The sequence below is a fragment of the Paraburkholderia sp. FW306-2-2C-D06C genome (assembly GCF_058781505.1).
The window spans coordinates 1-16,210 of sequence record NZ_JBYSWU010000072.1 but is presented as its reverse complement, the minus strand read 5'-3'; the positions used below and the strand labels follow the sequence as shown (position 1 = coordinate 16,210).

Genomic DNA, 16,210 nt, shown 5'->3' with positions numbered 1-16,210 from the left:
CGGTTCATGTTGAAGCGACGAGATAACGGCAATGAACAATGATGCGCTCGCGGCCTTTGCTGCGAGCGCATCTTCGTCGTCCAGTCCGGCGCCACGGGCGAATTATGCAATGTGAATCGCAGCGAAAGTAATTCGTTAGCAGACTCACACGCCATCGACTTTTTTTTGTCCCTGTATTGTCATTGCCGCCCTATACTTTCTTCCCGTCGTAACGCTTTGTAAGAGAGGCAGCGTTTCCACGCAGGGAGCTGCCCATTATTCCCACACGCCACATTACCGCTTGCTCGTCCGAGTAACGTCATGGAGGCGTTCGTGAAAAAAATTGCCAATGTAATTAGCATACCAACATTTAGAGGCGGCTTGCTTTGCGGCGCCGTTTCTGTCGCGCTTGCCGCGGCTATCTGCCCGGCTGTCGCGCAAAGCGAGCAGCAGGCCGCGGTAGCGGCTGCAGCAGTGAACACCGCGTCGCCGATCAAGCATGTCATCGTGGTGGTCGGCGAGAACCGCACCTTCGATCACGTATTCGGCGCGTACACGCCGCGTCGTGGGCAGACGGTGGCGAACCTGCTGTCGAAGGGCATCATCACAGCCGACGGCAGCCCGGGCCCGAACTTCGCGCTGGCCGCGCAATACACGGCCAGTGCCACCGACCCGAAGCGCTTCGAGATGGCGCCTGGCGGCAAGCAGCCCTATACGGTGCTGCCGGCACCCAATACCGGCAATACGGCAAGCGCGCCGAGCGATACCAATCCGCCGCCGTTCGCCACGCTCGCCGCGGCGCAGGCCGCCGAGGGCGCAATGATGGAGCCGTGGGACCTCGTGCACCTGACCACCGGTGCGAGCGGTTTGCCGACGCATAGCGTCGATACGCGCTTCGGCTCGAACACGTATAACCTGCCGAACGGACCGTATCAGATCTCGCGCGTCGGTCCCGATTATGACCAGTACATCAACAGCCCGGTGCACCGCTTCTACCAGAATTGGCAACAGGCCGATTGCAACCTCGATCACGCCACGCTCGATAATCCGAGCGGTTGCCAGATGGATCTGTTCGCGTGGGTGGAGACGTCGGTGGGCGCCGGTTCGAACGGCAAGCCGCAGCCCGCGAACTTCAACGACGAGACGACCGGCGAAGGAGCGACCGCGCTCGGCTATTACAACGTGAATACCGGCGACATGCCGTACTTCACGCATCTCGCGCGCCAATTCACGATCAGCGACAACTATCACCAGCCGGTGATGGGCGGCACGGGTGCGAACAGCATCATGATCGGCACCGCCGATGCGATCTACTACACGGACGGCAACGGCAATGCCACGAAGCCGCCGGCGGATCAGATCGAGAATCCGCTGCCGCAGGCGAACACCAACAACTGGTACACGCAGGACGGCTATTCGGGCGGCACGTACAGCAACTGCTCGGACAGTCATCAGCCCGGCGCCGGCACGCTGCGCCACTACCTGGACCGCCTGCCGTACAAGCCGGACGCGAAGTGCGCGCCGAACACGTATTACCTGCTGAACAACTACAACCCCGGCTACAACGGGGACGGCACGGTCAATACGAGTGCGTTCACGATCCCGCCGTCGCCGGTGCGGACGATCGCCGATACGCTGATCGAGAAGAACATCTCGTGGAAGTACTACGGCGAAGGCTGGAATACGTTTGTGAAGACGCCGGCCACGAGTGTCTACTGCAATATCTGCAACCCGTTCCTGTATGAAACCGCGATCATGACGAACCCCGCGCTCGTCAATGCGCACCTGCAGGACACGACCGATCTGTACGCGGATATTGCGAACGGCACGCTGCCGGCGGTTTCGTTCGTGAAGCCGGGCGGTCTGCTCGACGGGCACCCGGAGTCGTCGAAGTTCGGGCTCTTTGAATCGTTCGTGCACAAGCTGGTCGACAAGGTGCAGCGCGACCCGAGCCTGTGGGCTTCGACGGCGATCCTGGTCACGACCGACGAAGGCGGCGGCTACTACGACTCAGGCTACATCCAGCCGCTCGATTTCTTCGGCGACGGCCCGCGCATTCCGATGATCGTCGTGTCGCCATACTCGCGCGGTGGCCGTGTCGTGCACCAGTATTCGGATCACGCGTCGATCGCGAAGTTCATCGAACGCAACTGGCGTCTGAAGCCGATCACGCACAGAAGCCGCGACAATCTGCCGAATCCGATCCAGTTGCAGACGCATCCGTATGTGCCGGTCAATGCGCCCGCAATCGGCGATCTGTTCGACGCGTTCGAGTTTCCGCGCACGCCGTAACGGTGTGGCAAGGAGCGCAGGGCCGGACCGGACCGGCTCTGCCGATCTGGAGGATTGCACCGCGCGGCCGGCCTGGCGCGCGGTTTTTTTACTTCTGACGTTTGCGTTTGTGTGACGCGTTGGACCCAAATCGACCCACAAGAGACCTCCAGCTTTCTCGATAACGGACACTCGGACAAAGTGCGTGGGGCGGTCGACATCCATAATCGGGAGGGTCTCAGCGTTCCACCACTGCGCCGGAATCATCGACGACCTTTCATCGCTCGCTCCACCCGCACTGCGGTTACCTTGTATTCGGGTGCGTGTACCAGCCGGTCGCGCACGGGGGACGTGAGGCGGTTCACGAACAGTTCGGGGCGGTGGAAGGTGGCGAACAGCTGCCCCGGCCGGACATCCTCGGTCACGCGCAGCGGCAGCGTCGTCGCGCCATGGCGGCTGTGCACGAGTACCGAATCGCCATCCGTCATTCCCAGCTGCACTGCATCCGTCGGCGACATGTCGAGCGTGTCGGTCGGGCACAGCTGCGAGTTAGGCGTGCGGCAGGTCATCGTGCCGGCGTTGAAGTGATAGAGCGTGCGGCCGGTGGTCAGAAGCAAGGGGTAGGTTTCGTCAGTGCTTTCGGACGTGGGTATGAAGTCGACCGGTGCCAACGCAGCGGTCTTGCCGATCGGAAAGTGCGTCCGGTGCAAGACCGGTGTGCCGGGGTGATCCTCGCTCGGGCACGGCCAGTGAAGGCTTTCTCGTTCCAGCCGGTCGTAGGACAGACCAGCCCCGTCCGGCCAGAGCGTGCGTACTTCATCCCAGATGGCGCCGGGGCTGTCGAAGCTGAAGCCTTGCGCATGGTCGAGCCTGACGGCAAGCGCCTGGATGATCCACCAGTCCGGCCGGGCAACGCCTGGTGGCGGCACCACGCTGCGGATGCGCTGCACCCGCCGGTCCGAATTCATGAAGGTGCCGTCTTTTTCGAAGAACGACGCCGCCGGCAGGAACACGGTGCCGAAAGCGCGCGCGGTCTCGTTGACAAACAGGTCCTGCACGATCACCAGCTCCAGATTCGCCAGCGCATCGCGGGTCGCGGTCTCGTTGGCCAGCGACAGGTAGACGTCGTAGCCAAACGCCCACAACGCCTTGAGCTTGCCGTCACGCGCAGCATCCATCATCTGCAGCAAATCCAGGCCATGCGTGACCGGCAGCCGGCAGCCCCAGGCGGCTTCGAAACGCGGCCCGGCGTCCTTGATCAGTTGGGAGCCGGTCAGCGATACCGGGTCACAACCCATTTGCGCTGACCCTTGCACATTATTCTGGCCGCGCAACGGGTTGATGCCGGCGCCGGGCTTGCCAAGGTTGCCGGTCAGCAAGGCGAGATTGACGAGCGTCATGACGCCCTCGGTGCCTTGCAGATGCTCGGTCATGCCCAGGCCGTGAAAACACATCGCCGGCTGGGCGGCTGCGTAGATGCGCGCGGCGGCGCGGATGTCTGCCGCAGCAACGTCGCAAGCATCGGCAACCCGCTCTGGCGCGTACCGGGTGACGAAGGCTGCAAAGTCCTCGAAGCCGGTCACCCGTTCGGCCAGAAAGGACTGATCGGCCAGGCCTTCCTCGATCAGCGTCGCGGCCATGGCGTTGAATAGCGGGATGTTGTAGCCGGGCCGCACGGCCAGATGGACATCGGCGAGCTGCGCCAACTCGGTGCTGCGCGGGTCCACCACCACCAGCCGGGCCCCATGCAGGACGGCTTGCTTGATGCGCGCGCCGACCACGGGGTGGTTCCCGGTCGGGTTGACCCCGCACAGCAGAAAGGCGTTGGCGACTTCGATGTCGTCGAAGCAATTGGTGGCGGCCCTGGTGCCCAGCATGGTCTTGAGCGCCTTGGCACTGGGGGTATGGCAGACGCGAGCGCAGCAATCGACGTTGTTTGTGCCGAGCACCACCCGGGCGAACTTCTGCAACAGATAGTTTTCTTCGTTAGTAGCGCGGGCCGAACCCAGTGCGCCAATCGCATCCGGCCCAGCGGTGGCGATGATCGCGCGCAGCCGGCCGGCGACGAAATCGAGCGCGTCGTTCCAGCTTGCCGCCTGCCATTCGCCGTCTCGGCGGATCATCGGTGTCACGATACGATCCGGCGCATGGTTGAACTCGAAGGCGTAGCGACCCTTCGCGCACAGGTGGCCCCGGTTGGTCGGGTGATCGGCGGGCCGTACCGCCACGACTTTGCCATTGCTGCTGCCGACCTCCATCTGGCAACCAACGCCACAATAGACACAGGTGGTGCGGGTCCAGCCGGTCGGCTCGTGCGGGCTGCGCTTGTCGAACAACGCGCCGGTCGGGCAGGTATCCACGCAGGCGCCGCAGCTCACGCAACCGCCATCGAGCAAGGTTGGCCCTTTGCCGGGTGCGACATGGGTTTCTTCGCCGCGCTGCCAGGTTTCCCAAACGAACTGACCCTGCACGTCTTCGCAGATCTGCACGCAACGATAGCAATGAATGCAGCGCTCCATCGCCACACCGAGATAGGGGTGGCTGTCGTCATGGAACAGGTGAGCGCGGGTCACCCCGCCTGCCGTTACCTGGTAGCGGGTAAGCAGCTGGTGGAAGGGCCGCTCTGGTTCGGCGACGACGGCTTGCTGCGGGTAGTGCGCCGCGATCAGCGCCAGATTGGTTCGACGCAACGCCTCCAGCGCCGGCGTTTGAGTGTGCACCTGCATGCCATCCTCGACAGTGGCGGCGCAACTGGCTACCGGCCGGGGCTGGCCGTCGATTTCCACCACGCACAGGCGGCAAGCGCCGGCCGGGGGCAAGCGTTTGTCGTGACAGGTATGCGGCACCGCCGCACCAGCCTGTTCCAGGGCATCCAGCAGGCACGTGCCGGGCCGCGCATCATGCGCGACGCCATTGATCGTTATCCGAACCATGCCGACCACTCCTCGGCGTAGTGAGTTTGCACGGCGCGAGCAAACTCGGCCAGGCCGCGCCCGTGCCCACACAGGCTGGTGGCGGCGAGCCCTTCCAGCAGCGCTTCACATTGGGCCGCATCGTCACGACCACGCCTCGGGCCGCCGTCCTTAACGGCGGCGAACATCGCCGCCAGCCTTGGCGTGCCCAGGTGGCATGGCGTGCATTTGCCGCAGGATTCGCGCGCGCCGAAGCGGAATACCTCCTCGACGATGGCCGCCAGCGGTGTATCGTCGGCAAAGGCAATCACGCCGCCGTGACCGACCGCGCAACCGATGGCCTGCATTTCCTCGTAACCCAGCCGGGTACCGAGCAGCGCGGGCGGCATGATACCAGCCAGTGGCCCGCCCACCATTACGCCCTTGAGCTGGCCGCGCCGCAGCCCGCCGCCAAGTTCGTCGACCACGCGCTCGAGCGGAATGCCGAACTCCACTTCGTAGAGTCCCGGTCTGCGGAACAAGGAATTGAGCGACAGCAGCTTGGTGCCGCGGCTTTGCGAGAAGCCCAGCCTGGCGTACGCATCCGCCCCTTGTGCGACGATCCAGGGTACGGCGCACAGGGTTTCCACGTTTTGAACCAGGGTCGGCAAGCCGAACAGCCCGTGTTCGGTGAGCTGCGGCGGCCGCAGGCGCGCTTCCGGCCGGCGGCCTTCCAGCGCGTTGAGCAGCGCGGTTTCTTCGCCGCACAGATAACTGCCTTCGCCAATCACGCATTCAAGGTCGAATTGCGCACCCAGCCAGCCGGCTGCCCGCGCCTCGCGCAATGCGTTGGCGAGCACGGGTGCCGCATCGGGGTATTCCTTGCGCAGGTAGATATAGCCGTGCGTCGCGCACGTCGCATGGGCGGCGATGGTGGCGGCTTCGATCAGGCGGAATGGATCGCCCTCCAGCAGAAAGCGGTCAGAGAATGCACCGGGATCACCTTCGTCCGCATTGATCACCAAATACTTGCGCGGTGCGTGCTGCGCTGCCATGGCTTGCCATTTCCGGCCCGCCGGAAAGCCTGCTCCGCCGCGACCGCGCAATCGGGCAACGTCGATCAGCCGCACCACATCAGCCGGCGGCATGGCCAACGCGGCAAGGCGCGCCGCGCCGCCACCGCGTTTCTGGTATTCGGCCAGCCCGCGCACACCGCCAGTGCTCACGTTATCCAGCAGCACGCTGCGGAGGCTGTGGACCGCGATATGCGGCGAGGTGTCGTGGTCGGCATCACTGGGCGCGGCGTAGCACTTGCCGAGGCAGTAGACGGGGGAGCGCTGCTGGCACGCTTGGGCCCAGCGCGCGGGGTTGTCCGCACGCGCGGCGAAGCAGGCCAGACCGTTGCAGGCACAGCCTGTCAGCGGCGTGCCGGCCAGATGATAGAAGCTGCCGGCAGCGGCATGGCGTTGCAACGGCTTCATCTCGTGCTCCTTGTGTACCGGGACATGGTACGCCGGCAAAGTGACTTGTCGTGTAATGTCAACAACGTCTTCGGGAGTAAGCGAACCGACAGGTGCACTCGCGAAAGAAAACGGCTGGCACCGTAGCCAGGCCGAACGTAATCGGGCAGGATGCGCTGGCCTTGCGTCAAGGACGTGAGTTTGAGCATGGCGTCGACGGTATCGACCTCCGCTACCACGTTGGCATCCAGGCCGTCCGCGTGCAGCATCCGACGCAGTGCGTACTGCGCCGGGAACGCTATAAGCGGCAGGGAACGCTCCCGTAGGTTGATTTCGCTCCCGGCGGCGAGCGGGGACTGTTCGTGGACGACGAGACACATGTTCTGTTCGAACAATGGGGTGATTTCCACCGCATCTGATGCAACCGCCGTGTCATAGACGAAGCCGATGTCCGCCTTGCCGACTCGACAAGTTCAACAACTTCGGGCGAAGTTGCTGGTCACGGTTTTTCATGAGCGCCACGTGGGTCATTGCCGGCCTTTACTACGCTTTTTGTTGCGGCGTACTCGAGCATAGCCTCACCGATCACGTTTTCTCCTTGTTCGTTGAGGGCAGATCCGGCCCCTCGTATATCCCGCACGTCCTTGTTCTGGCTGAGCTTGATCTTCCCGACCAGCCGGGTGATTTCGATCTCGACCCCGACGATGGCCTTGAGCAGGGTATCGATGTAGTCGCTGGAACTGTCCGTCATCTTCCACGGATGGGGCTGGGATGCTTCATGGGTACGCGTGAGGCGCGCGACCAGCCCGCGAACGTAGCGCTCGTCATCGCGGATGGTCACCCGGCCGTAGGCGTGGACCACCCTGTAGTTCCATGTCGGCACCTGCTTGTGAAACTCGTGCTTGCTCGGGTACCACGTGGGCGAGATATAGGCGTCGCCAGCGCGGAACACGACCAGCACGTCGTCCCCGTTGGTCACGTCCTGCCAGACCGGATTTGCGCGTGCCACGTGGGCATGAAGGACGCCACAGGCTCCTTCGCCGGCTTTCAGTTCAAACGGGATGTGATTGGCATCCAGACCGCTCTTGCCATGCGTGAACAGAATGCCAAGCGGATTCTCCGCGATCAGTGCGTGCAGCACGTCAGTGCGCGGTTCATCAAAATGAGTGGGTACGTACATATCGGCTCCGTGATGACTGTAGCAATGCGCTAGCCCTCATTTGAGGCAACGCCGGTGCGGCAGGCCTGCACATTGCAGGGCTCCATGTCTGTAAAGAATTGTGGCGGCAAACTGGTTTATGTTGTAGAACCAGTTTGGATCATTTTCTTTGGACCAGAAAGCCATGGCTCGAAGACCGAAAGCAGTGGAGGTTCCGTCGATCGGCATGCTGGATCGAGCGGCGGGTCATTTGGGGCGTCAGCTCGCGCAGGCGCTCCGCGATGCCGTCCGCCGTGGCGACCTCAAACCCGGCGAGGTGCTTCCATCCACGCGCACGCTGGCTGCGTCGTTGCATGTCGCCCGTGGAACCGTCATCGAGGCATTCGAGCAACTGATCGCCGAGGGTTTTCTGCAATCGCATCCTGGAGCCGACACGCGCGTGGCGCAGTCGCTGACGCCTCCCGCCGATGCGCGCGGGCGCTCCTCATCCGTTGAATCAGCCCCGCTTCCAGAACGCGCCCGCCTGTTCGCACAGGTTGCCCGTCAGTTTGCCGCGGTACCGCAGGTGCCCTTCGCCGTTTCGGTGCCGGTTGGACCCGCCGCTCCGGACGATGTCTGGCGCCGGCTCGGCAACCGGCTGCGCGCCCGCGGACCCGGCGCTCCGGCGGGGTATGGCGACCCACAAGGGGCGCGGGCGCTGCGCGAAGCGGTGGCCGATTACGTCAGGAAATCGCGCTCAGTCCGCTGCGAGGCTGAACAGGTGATCATCACAAGCGGCACACAGCAGGGCCTTTACCTTTCATGCCAGGTGCTGCTCGATGCCGACGCGTCGGCGTGGGTGGAGGACCCGGCGTACAGGGGCATTACAGCAATTCTCGAAAGCACCGGTCGCCCGGAGCGCATGATCCGGGTGCCCGTCGACGCGGAGGGCCTCAACGTCGATGCGGGTATTAAGCTGGGCCCGCATGCACGGGTGGCATTCGTCACATCGTCGCACCAGTATCCGCTGGGAATGCCATTGAGCATGGCGAGGCGTAACGCGCTGTTGGCGTGGGCCCGCTCAAACAACGCCTGGGTGGTCGAGGACGACTACGACAGCGAACTGCGTTATGCGGGACATCCGTTTCCGTCGCTCCAGGGGCTGGACCCTGACCGGGTGGTCTATCTCGGCACCTTTAGCAAAATACTGTTTCCGTCATTGCGGCTCGGCTATGCCGTGGTTCCAGGGAACCTGGTGGAGGCGTTCTGCGGTGCGCGCGTGCTGATGGATCGCAACCCGCCGAATGCCGATCAGCATGTGCTCGCGGCCTTCATCGTGGAAGGTCACCTGGACCGTCACATCCGGCGAATTCGTGGCGTCTATGCGGACCGCCGCGCGCGAATCATCGAGACCATCGAGCGACTGTTGCCGAAGAAAGTCGCCTGGTTGCAGCCAAGCGATCAGGGTATGCACATGGTGCTCTGGCTGGGTGGAGGCGTTGACGACACGTCGGTGGCGTCGTTAGCGGCCGAAAGCGGGGTTGCTGTACGGGCGGTATCTCCAATGTATTCGGATGGCAAAGGCCCAATGGGTTTGATACTGGGCCTGGGCGGTTTTAGCGACGACGAAATTGAAACTGCCACCCAACGTCTCGCCACAAGTATCGCGGCTGTGGCAAAAGCTGCTCGCCGCGATCTTGCGAGTCCGCCGAGGAAAAAGGCGGGTACGAGGTAATTGGCGCCAACAATCCGGAATCAATCTCCCTTAAGGCGGCGTCGAGTCGAATGCGCCGCGCGACTGCGCCTCTGATCGAAGGCACCCTATCGATTCCGGACAAGCGCGGCAGGCGGTTGCCGATACTGACACTTGTGGTTGCGATCACAGCAAATTTCATCAAACGGTCGCCGGGTTGTCCTGCAAGAACGGCGCGATATGTCGCATTGCACGCGAAACATAGTCGTCTTTCTCCCCGACTGGAGCGATGTAGTGAATTGCATTGGCTGCCGCATCGATACCCTCCAGGCGGGCAATGATCCAGGCAGCAAGATAGTGCGACGCAAGGCACCCACCCGCGGTAGCGACGTTACCGTTGGCAAAGAAAGCCTGGTTCAAGACGTCAATGCCAGCTTCCTGGACCCACGGTTTCGTCGTCAGATCTGTACAAGCCGGCACCCCGTCGAGCAACCCGAGTTTGGCCAGCACCAGCGTGCCGGAGCATTGCGCAGCGAGCAGCTGTCTTGACGGATCGAGCTGCAACTGCGCCATCATCGCCGCGTCGGCGACGACTTCACGCGTCTTCATGCCGCTACCCACGATGACCGCATCAGCAGCGCTTGCCTCGTGCAGGGAGACCTGCGATTCGAGAACAACGCCGTTCATCGACCGTACTCGCGCCGTGGGGCTGGCGATCGACACGCGCCAGTCTGGTTTCTTGACTCGATTCAGGACGCCGAGCGCGATGAGCGAGTCGAGTTCGTTAAAGCCTTCGAAGGTGAGAATGGCGATGTGCATGGTGGCGTCTTCCTGTGCAAATAGGATCGGTAAATCAGTACTGCTTGTAAGGGAGGAACTTGCCGCTCATAACGATTCGCACGCGGTCGCCATTCGGGTCATTCTCGCGCTGCAGATCCATCTTGAAGTCGATGGCACTCATAATGCCGTCGCCGAACTCTTCGTGAATAAGTGCCTTGAACGTGGTCCCGTACACGTTGACCATCTCGTAGAAACGATAGATGAGCGGGTCAGTCGGGACCGACGTAGGCAGTGAGCCTTTGTACGGTGTGACGGTCAACCACTTCGCCTCTTCTTCGGTCAAACTGAAGATTTCTGCGACAACGTCCGCCTGCTCCTTGCTCAGCGTCATTTGGCCCAAGCACGCGGAGGTAACCCATTCCTTGCTGAGTCCCACCTTGGCGGCAACGTCCGACCACCTGATACCCAGCGACACCTTGGCGGCGATAATTTTCTCTGTAACCGTAAGACGGTTCATAAACGCTCCTTGAATGGAGGGCATGCCGGAGGTTCGTGCCGCGCACAACACTGCCGTCCGCCAATGCGAATCGAGTTGCGATGAGGTATCTTATGGCCGACAATTAATACAATCAAATTATTGTCATGGATACATTCCCATATGGCTCAGGCCCGGTACAAGCTTCTGGTGGATGCGTTTGCGGCCGATATCCGTTCGGGGCGCCTGTCGCCGGGTACGCGCTTGCCGACCCATCGGCAACTCGCGGCCAAAGAAGGGCTTGCCCTTGTCACAGCGACGCGCGTCTACGCCGAGCTTGGAGCGATGGGCCTGGTCAGCGGAGAAACCGGCCGCGGCACGTTCGTTAGAGAAACGTCTCTTCCGCCCGGCCTGGGTATCGATCAACACGCCACAGCGGCAGATCTGGCGGACCTCAATTTCAACTATCCGTCCCTCCCCGGCCAGGCCGAGCTTCTGAGAAGTGCGCTACGCCAGCTCGCATCGTCCGGCGACCTGGAAGCTTTGCTGCGCTATCAACCGCACGGTGGGCGGCAGCACGAGCGGGCGGCTGTCGCGCGTCACCTTTCCTGCCGGGGGCTGGCGGTCGAAGGAGATCAGGTGTTGATAGTGAACGGCGCGCAGCATGGGCTGACAGCAACCGTCATGGCACTTTTGCGACCCGGCGATGTGGTCGCGGTCGACGCCTTGACCTATCCGGGGTTCAAGGTGCTGGCGGAAACGTTGCGTCTCGAACTCGCACCGATTCCGGTTGCGGGCGACGGCCCTGACCTGAAGGCCCTGGAGCGGCTATGCAAGAATCGGCGAGTGCGTGCCATATACACGATGCCTACACTGCACAATCCGCTGGGATGGGTGATGAATGCCCAACTGCGACACAAATTGGTGTCGATGGCGCGTCGGCACGGGCTGCTCATCATCGAGGACGCGGCCTATGCCTTCCTGGCCGAAGACCCACCGGCCCCGTTGGCAGCGCTCGCGCCTGAGACAACGGTGTACGTCTCGGGATTGTCAAAAAGCGTAGCCACCGGACTCCGGGTCGGATTCGTCGCAGCCCCGGGTCAGTGGGTGCCTCTGATCGAGCGGGCAATCAGGGCCACGACCTGGAACACGGCCGGCGTGATGACTGCTATTGCGTGTGGCTGGCTCGACGATGGCACGGTCACCCGGCTCGAGATGGAAAAGCGTCATGATGCGATGGTCCGTCAATCGATGGCTGCCGAGCTTCTCTCCGGACTGCGGCGCGTCTCTCATCCGGCGTCATACTTCCTCTGGCTCCCTTTGGCCGAAGAGGTTCGTGCCGACCTGGTTGCGATGGCGCTCGTTCGCGAGCACATCTCCGTGTCGACCGCTGAACCCTTCGCGACATCGGAACATGCGCCGCATGCGATTCGCCTCGCACTCGGATCCGTGGATTTGATCACGCTCCGGCAGGCGTTGGCAAAGGTGAAAGACGTGATCGGCGCTTACACGTATTGAAGTGTGCTCACCAGATCGTAGCCGCCTCTGCGTACTTCTTGTTCCGTTCCCGGGACGCGAGAGGTCAAGTCGGTGACGGTTCGCGGTCGGTTTCAGGCGTGTGTTTCACCGATCTCTTTGCCTGGAAACAAGCAGGTGGGCGATCGCGCTGGAGAGCGGCAATCCTCGGTATTTTTCCAGCCAGAAGAATTCGCCCACCGGGTTGACCTCCAGAAAGACATGATGACCATCAGGGGTGAGGATGAAATCTGCTGCGCCATAGTGGAGGCCCAGGAAACGCATGAGTTGCAGAAGTCGTTCCTCGATCTCGGCCGGAAGCTCGTACGGTTCCCATTCATCGATGAGTCCAAAACCGTCACGGCGCCAATCGATACTGGATTTCTCTGAACGCTGGGAATCGATGGAGGCGGTGAACACCCGGTCAGCGACGATTGTGGCCCGGAGCTCCAGCGCCTTGGGAACGTGTTCCTGAAATATGGCCGGGCAGTAACGGAGATCGGTGAGGTGTTCGAGATCCCTGGTTTGGACAGCGTTGGTAAAGACCACCTTCTGTTCGCCTCGTTCATAGATCGCAAACGAGGACAGCGTTTTCATGACGATTCCCCGGCTGCATTCGCGTGCGAACAGACGCACAGCATCTGGCTCATTCGTGATCACGGTGCGTGGAATCTCCAGTCCGACCTCTCTGGCGATCTTTAACTGGAGCTGCTTGTTTTCGGCGCGGCGCAGGCGGTAGACGGGATCGAGATGAAAGGCGTCGAGGCTGGCGATCATACCCTGTACCGCAGCTCGCGATTCATCGATCGCGGCCCGTCTCAGTTGCGGGTCCATCGTCTCAGGGATGCACTGACCGATGGCAACGCGCCGGTACCACACTGCAGACACGGTGCCGAGGTCCAGTTCGTAGTGGTCGCATGTGAGCAACAGGTGTTCGTCGCCGCCACTGTACTGGTTGCAGAGTTGAATGTCGGTAGGAAATCCATCGGTGTCGAACCGATAGGCTGTGCCACCTTGTTCCACTACGGCATCCATTACCAGTGGAATACTCTCGTTGTCGTTGCTATGGGTGATAATCAGAATCACCGGCCTTCGATGCTGATCGGACATACTGTAGCCCCTCCGCTAACGGGTTGTGCTTGCCTTGGATGTTCATCTACACCGGGGGCAGTTGACTGGATTAAGTGGCCGCCGCGAGAACATGGCGCCGGCCACTCAACGCCAAGTTCAGTCTCGCGACGGATTCACAGCGACTAGAGGGGGCGGGCGGCGACTTCCCCGTCTGAGGGATACGCCATCGTCACCGGGTATGGCGTGAGAGGGTCGTTCCGAAAGTGAGCAAGCCCACTCGGGAGCAGTGCCTGAATATCCGGCAACCCCCTGATCGGCACGCCCTCCTGATCGGAAGGGGCGACCATCGTCACGACTGAGCCGCCGCGTACAGCCTTCATCTCCTCCCCCGTGAGCTCCCTGGAGAATTGACCTTCCAGAAAATGCGCGAAAAACGGGACCGGTGACAGATCTTTGATTTTGACGTCAGACATGGTTGCTTACCTCGTTAAAAGGTTGGTGGGCTTTGAATGAGGCGCACGCCGCGTCCTCATTCAAGTACTCGCAACCAGCGTGCCAGCGGCCTGAGCGCTCTCCCAGCCGGAACGTAATCATCTGTGGCGACAGAGCATTCCACGATGGATCGCCATCAAGGCTGAAGTGCCTGGAGCCGGTTCAGCCGAGTAATCGCCGGATAAACGCCAACGTGTGTCCGTGGATTGTTGGCCGTTGGCCAACAGTTCAGTAGCGCGCCCGCTGGGAAGAAACCAACTCGTTCCGGGACGCAATTCGCGAACAGACGAACGGCCAGGTCTCCGTTGACTATCGGTGACAATGGATGTCGGGCGACTGCTCCTGGCCGATATTTAGCGTGGGTGCTAATGACCAGCCGCTGCCCGTCGCGACTGTCGGCGTACCCCAGAAGCAGCCGGGGGACAAGTATTTCCCACTGCGTCCGGTTTTACGCTATTGGGGGCGAAACGACACCCTAATCACAAGCGTGTTTTCATTGTGCGACGGTTCGGGCTTGCTGGTCCCGTAGAGCGCGTGCCTAACCGAGATTGCATTTGCGCCCCGCGGGAACCATACTCGTTCTGTCTAATATTGTTTCCGGCGCACTGCGATGAACGGTAACGATTCCGATAGCAATCACCAGGAGCATCTGCACGCCGACACTCGCGACCACCACGGTAGTGCGTTGTCGGAGATGGATCTGCGTGTCCGTGCTCTGGAATCCCTGCTGGTGGAGAAAGGGTATGTCGATCCGCACGCACTGGAAATACTCATCGAGACATATGAGCACAAAGTCGGGCCGCGCAATGGCGCCCGGGTGATCGCGAAAGCGTGGCGTGATCCGGCGTACAGGCAATGGCTACTCGACGACGCCACTGCAGCGATCGCATCACTCGGCTACACGGGCAGACAGGGCGAGCACATGATCGCGCTGGAGAACACGCCCGCCGTACACAACATGGTGGTCTGCACATTGTGCTCATGCTATCCGTGGCCTGTGCTCGGGCTTCCGCCGGTCTGGTACAAATCGGCGCCTTACCGGTCACGTGCTGTCATTGATCCTCGTGGTGTATTAAAGGAGTTCGGCTTCGAATTGCCCGCCGAAGTCGAGTTTCGCGTCTGGGACTCCACTGCTGAGGTTCGCTATCTTGTGTTGCCCATGCAGCCGCCCGGAACCAGTGGTTTCTCCGAAGAGGCACTCGCTGAACTGGTAACACGCGATTCGATGATCGGCACCGGATTGCCGAAGACGCCGGAGTCGATCGGGGAGACACCATGAACGGCGCGCAGGATCTCGGCGGAATGCAGGCGTTCGGTCCAATATGCCCCGATGACGACGTCTCGCCCTTTCATGCGGACTGGGAGCGCAGGGTGCTCGCGATCACGCTGGCCATGGGTGCAGTCGGAAAGTGGAACATCGACATGTCTCGCGCGGCGCGGGAGAGCTTGCCGCCCGTGCAATACCTCTCCAGCAGCTACTACGAGATCTGGTTTGAGGGGTTGAAGAAGCTCGTGCTGAGCACGGGGCTGGCCACTGCCGACGAAATCGAGGCAGGCGAATCGAGGCGTGAAGCTGCGCCGCTTCCCCGTGTGTTGATAGCCAAAGAGGTATCCGCGACGCTGCTCCGGGGCAGCCCCGCCGATCGCCCCGTGGCCTTCGAAGCACGGTTTGCCATCGGCGACTGGGTACAGACTCGGCAAATCAATCCTTCCACGCACACTCGTTTGCCGCGCTATTGTCGGGGCAAACGAGGGCGTATTGTTGCCGTGCACGGCGCGCATGTCTTTCCCGATGCAAACGCGAACGGCTTCGGCGAGCAACCACAATGGCTCTATACCGTGCGCTTCGACAGCGCTGAGCTCTGGGGACCTGATACGACTGCGGCATCGGTGTGCGTCGATTGCTGGGAACCGTATCTCGACCGGGCACCCACCTGCCTGCCATGACTGACGCTCAGACGAACCTGCCCGAACTGCGCGCTACCTTGCCGGCATTGCCTTGTGACGATGCAGGGCCCGTTTTCAACGCGCCATGGGAAGCGCAGGCGTTTGCCATGACGCTGGCGTTGCACGAGTGCGGCATGTTCACCTGGGCGGAGTGGGCAAAGTGCTTGAACCAGGCAATCTGCGACGCGCAGGCCACCGGCGACACAGACCGCGGCGACACTTACTACTGTCATTGGCTGACAGCGCTGGAGCGCATCAGCACGATCAAGGGACTAGTGACTGACGACTCGCTCCTGCGTCGCCGCAACGCGTGGGACGCGGCGGCGCGCCATACGCGGCACGGGCAGCCGATCGAACTCGGGTGATGATCTGCTTTATCGCGTGTCCGGGGTCGGCCAAGAGCGGCCGTTCACCCGATTGGCCTAGCAGGCTGTTGAATTTGGGTCCCGTGTAAACGGGGTTTGAGGGACGGGCGTTATGGATATCGTGTTCATGATC

General features: G+C 61.9%; 14 protein-coding genes. 6 read left to right on the top strand and 8 right to left on the bottom strand.

Annotated features, from left to right (window positions below):
• Nucleotides 1-300: 300 nt before the first annotated feature.
• Entirely contained in the window at nucleotides 301-2,271 is a 1,971-nt protein-coding gene (locus AC3WLT_RS34120) for an alkaline phosphatase family protein (RefSeq protein ID WP_492596020.1), read from the top strand.
• Between the two features lie 242 nt (nucleotides 2,272-2,513).
• Here AC3WLT_RS34120 and fdhF read toward each other — a convergent pair whose 3' ends face one another.
• The 4 genes from fdhF to AC3WLT_RS34100 all read right to left on the bottom strand — a co-directional run bounded on the left by fdhF (nucleotide 2,514) and on the right by AC3WLT_RS34100 (nucleotide 7,781).
• Entirely contained in the window at nucleotides 2,514-5,183 is a 2,670-nt protein-coding gene (fdhF, locus tag AC3WLT_RS34115; protein WP_492596019.1) for a formate dehydrogenase subunit alpha, read from the bottom strand.
• Nucleotides 5,171-6,622, bottom strand: coding sequence for a complex I 51 kDa subunit family protein (locus tag AC3WLT_RS34110; protein WP_492596018.1), 1,452 nt, complete (start codon nucleotides 6,620-6,622; stop codon nucleotides 5,171-5,173). Before AC3WLT_RS34110 ends, fdhF begins: the two co-directional genes overlap by 13 nt.
• Nucleotides 6,619-7,011, bottom strand: a complete 393-nt coding sequence (locus AC3WLT_RS34105) for a LysR family transcriptional regulator substrate-binding protein (RefSeq protein ID WP_492596017.1) — start codon at nucleotides 7,009-7,011, stop codon at nucleotides 6,619-6,621. The genes AC3WLT_RS34110 and AC3WLT_RS34105 overlap by 4 nt, the downstream gene beginning before the upstream one ends.
• An 89-nt stretch (nucleotides 7,012-7,100) precedes the next feature.
• Nucleotides 7,101-7,781, bottom strand: coding sequence for an FMN-binding negative transcriptional regulator (locus AC3WLT_RS34100; protein WP_492596016.1), 681 nt, complete (start codon nucleotides 7,779-7,781; stop codon nucleotides 7,101-7,103).
• Nucleotides 7,782-7,944: 163 nt separating this feature from the next.
• Between AC3WLT_RS34100 and pdxR the strand changes: the two genes are divergently transcribed.
• Complete coding sequence (gene pdxR, locus AC3WLT_RS34095; RefSeq protein WP_492596035.1) at nucleotides 7,945-9,474, top strand: MocR-like pyridoxine biosynthesis transcription factor PdxR; 1,530 nt, start codon at nucleotides 7,945-7,947, stop codon at nucleotides 9,472-9,474.
• A gap of 159 nt (nucleotides 9,475-9,633) precedes the next feature.
• Here pdxR and AC3WLT_RS34090 read toward each other — a convergent pair whose 3' ends face one another.
• Nucleotides 9,634-10,251, bottom strand: a complete 618-nt coding sequence (locus AC3WLT_RS34090; RefSeq protein WP_492596015.1) for a DJ-1/PfpI family protein — start codon at nucleotides 10,249-10,251, stop codon at nucleotides 9,634-9,636.
• A 34-nt stretch (nucleotides 10,252-10,285) separates the two neighbouring features.
• Nucleotides 10,286-10,729 carry a cyanase gene (gene cynS / locus AC3WLT_RS34085; RefSeq protein ID WP_492596014.1) on the bottom strand — a complete coding sequence of 148 codons (444 nt, stop codon included), beginning with the start codon at nucleotides 10,727-10,729 and terminating at the stop codon, nucleotides 10,286-10,288.
• Between the two features lie 141 nt (nucleotides 10,730-10,870).
• Between cynS and AC3WLT_RS34080 the strand changes: the two genes are divergently transcribed.
• Entirely contained in the window at nucleotides 10,871-12,205 is a 1,335-nt protein-coding gene (locus tag AC3WLT_RS34080; RefSeq protein WP_492596013.1) for an aminotransferase-like domain-containing protein, read from the top strand.
• Between the two features lie 105 nt (nucleotides 12,206-12,310).
• Here the strand turns inward: AC3WLT_RS34080 and AC3WLT_RS34075 are convergent, their stop codons facing one another.
• Both AC3WLT_RS34075 and AC3WLT_RS34070 read right to left on the bottom strand, forming a co-directional pair.
• Nucleotides 12,311-13,312, bottom strand: a complete 1,002-nt coding sequence (locus AC3WLT_RS34075) for an MvdC/MvdD family ATP grasp protein (protein ID WP_492596012.1) — start codon at nucleotides 13,310-13,312, stop codon at nucleotides 12,311-12,313.
• A gap of 143 nt (nucleotides 13,313-13,455) precedes the next feature.
• Complete coding sequence (locus AC3WLT_RS34070) at nucleotides 13,456-13,746, bottom strand: microviridin/marinostatin family tricyclic proteinase inhibitor (protein WP_492596011.1); 291 nt, start codon at nucleotides 13,744-13,746, stop codon at nucleotides 13,456-13,458.
• Between the two features lie 629 nt (nucleotides 13,747-14,375).
• Between AC3WLT_RS34070 and nthA the strand changes: the two genes are divergently transcribed.
• Genes nthA through AC3WLT_RS34055 form a run of 3 tightly spaced genes read left to right on the top strand, consistent with a single transcriptional unit; the run spans nucleotide 14,376 to nucleotide 16,077 of the window.
• On the top strand, nucleotides 14,376-15,044 hold the full coding sequence (nthA, locus tag AC3WLT_RS34065; RefSeq protein ID WP_492596010.1) for a nitrile hydratase subunit alpha: 669 nt from the start codon (nucleotides 14,376-14,378) through the stop codon (nucleotides 15,042-15,044).
• Nucleotides 15,041-15,712, top strand: a complete 672-nt coding sequence (nthB, locus tag AC3WLT_RS34060; RefSeq protein WP_492596009.1) for a nitrile hydratase subunit beta — start codon at nucleotides 15,041-15,043, stop codon at nucleotides 15,710-15,712. The genes nthA and nthB overlap by 4 nt, the downstream gene beginning before the upstream one ends.
• Entirely contained in the window at nucleotides 15,709-16,077 is a 369-nt protein-coding gene (locus AC3WLT_RS34055) for a nitrile hydratase accessory protein (protein ID WP_492596008.1), read from the top strand. Before nthB ends, AC3WLT_RS34055 begins: the two co-directional genes overlap by 4 nt.
• Nucleotides 16,078-16,210: the final 133 nt, after the last annotated feature.

Excerpts from the sequence above, each read along its gene's own strand:
- AC3WLT_RS34120 (WP_492596020.1), top strand. The coding sequence starts at position 301 with ATGGAGGCGTTCGTGAAAAAAATTGCCAATGTAATTAGCATACCAACA.
- fdhF (WP_492596019.1), bottom strand. The coding sequence starts at position 5,183 with ATGGTTCGGATAACGATCAATGGCGTCGCGCATGATGCGCGGCCCGGC.
- AC3WLT_RS34110 (WP_492596018.1), bottom strand. The coding sequence starts at position 6,622 with ATGAAGCCGTTGCAACGCCATGCCGCTGCCGGCAGCTTCTATCATCTG.
- AC3WLT_RS34100 (WP_492596016.1), bottom strand. The coding sequence starts at position 7,781 with ATGTACGTACCCACTCATTTTGATGAACCGCGCACTGACGTGCTGCAC.
- pdxR (WP_492596035.1), top strand. The coding sequence starts at position 7,945 with ATGGCTCGAAGACCGAAAGCAGTGGAGGTTCCGTCGATCGGCATGCTG.
- AC3WLT_RS34090 (WP_492596015.1), bottom strand. The coding sequence starts at position 10,251 with ATGCACATCGCCATTCTCACCTTCGAAGGCTTTAACGAACTCGACTCG.
- cynS (WP_492596014.1), bottom strand. The coding sequence starts at position 10,729 with ATGAACCGTCTTACGGTTACAGAGAAAATTATCGCCGCCAAGGTGTCG.
- AC3WLT_RS34080 (WP_492596013.1), top strand. The coding sequence starts at position 10,871 with ATGGCTCAGGCCCGGTACAAGCTTCTGGTGGATGCGTTTGCGGCCGAT.
- AC3WLT_RS34075 (WP_492596012.1), bottom strand. The coding sequence starts at position 13,312 with ATGTCCGATCAGCATCGAAGGCCGGTGATTCTGATTATCACCCATAGC.
- AC3WLT_RS34070 (WP_492596011.1), bottom strand. The coding sequence starts at position 13,746 with ATGTCTGACGTCAAAATCAAAGATCTGTCACCGGTCCCGTTTTTCGCG.
- nthA (WP_492596010.1), top strand. The coding sequence starts at position 14,376 with ATGAACGGTAACGATTCCGATAGCAATCACCAGGAGCATCTGCACGCC.
- nthB (WP_492596009.1), top strand. The coding sequence starts at position 15,041 with ATGAACGGCGCGCAGGATCTCGGCGGAATGCAGGCGTTCGGTCCAATA.
- AC3WLT_RS34055 (WP_492596008.1), top strand. The coding sequence starts at position 15,709 with ATGACTGACGCTCAGACGAACCTGCCCGAACTGCGCGCTACCTTGCCG.